General features: G+C 48.4%; 1 CRISPR repeat array.

From position 1 onward, the window contains the following. Positions 1-2 precede the first annotated feature (2 nt). A CRISPR array of direct repeats spans positions 3-764; the repeat unit is 32 nt; unit sequence GTCGCACTCTACACGAGTGCGTGGATTGAAAT.

Here is a 764-nt window from a genome sequence, read left to right on the forward strand (position 1 = left end):
CTGTCGCACTCTACACGAGTGCGTGGATTGAAATGTGGTGACACCGGAATGTGGCAAGTGATGGTTGATGTCGCACTCTACACGAGTGCGTGGATTGAAATCTCCTGGTTTGTTGTGTATTAGTTGTTTGTTAAAGTCGCACTCTACACGAGTGCGTGGATTGAAATTTACGTTTATACACGAAAATCGCTAATACCCCTCTGTCGCACTCTACACGAGTGCGTGGATTGAAATTACGGTAGCCTCTGCGTTGCGACGGATGACAACGTCGCACTCTACACGAGTGCGTGGATTGAAATAACGTGCGCCACATCCGCATGTTCCTTGCCACACCCGTCGCACTCTACACGAGTGCGTGGATTGAAATTCAGTTGGCAGAAGCTGATGCACGAATCAGCACGAGTCGCACTCTACACGAGTGCGTGGATTGAAATAGATAGGTTATCCAAAACGATGTTGTCGTAATCGTCGCACTCTACACGAGTGCGTGGATTGAAATATGTATCCAAAATTGTTCGGGTGGACATTATCGGTGTCGCACTCTACACGAGTGCGTGGATTGAAATAAACCGGTAAAAGTATCAGCACGAAACTCCCATGTCGCACTCTACACGAGTGCGTGGATTGAAATAAGGGAAGAACCCGCGTGTGTTAGCGCGTGACGTGTCGCACTCTACACGAGTGCGTGGATTGAAATTCATTCCCTTAAATTTTACCGCGACACCCGTCCTAGTCGCACTCTACACGAGTGCGTGGATTGAAAT

Source organism: Trichococcus pasteurii (assembly GCF_900112935.1).
GTDB lineage: Bacteria > Bacillota > Bacilli > Lactobacillales > Aerococcaceae > Trichococcus > Trichococcus pasteurii.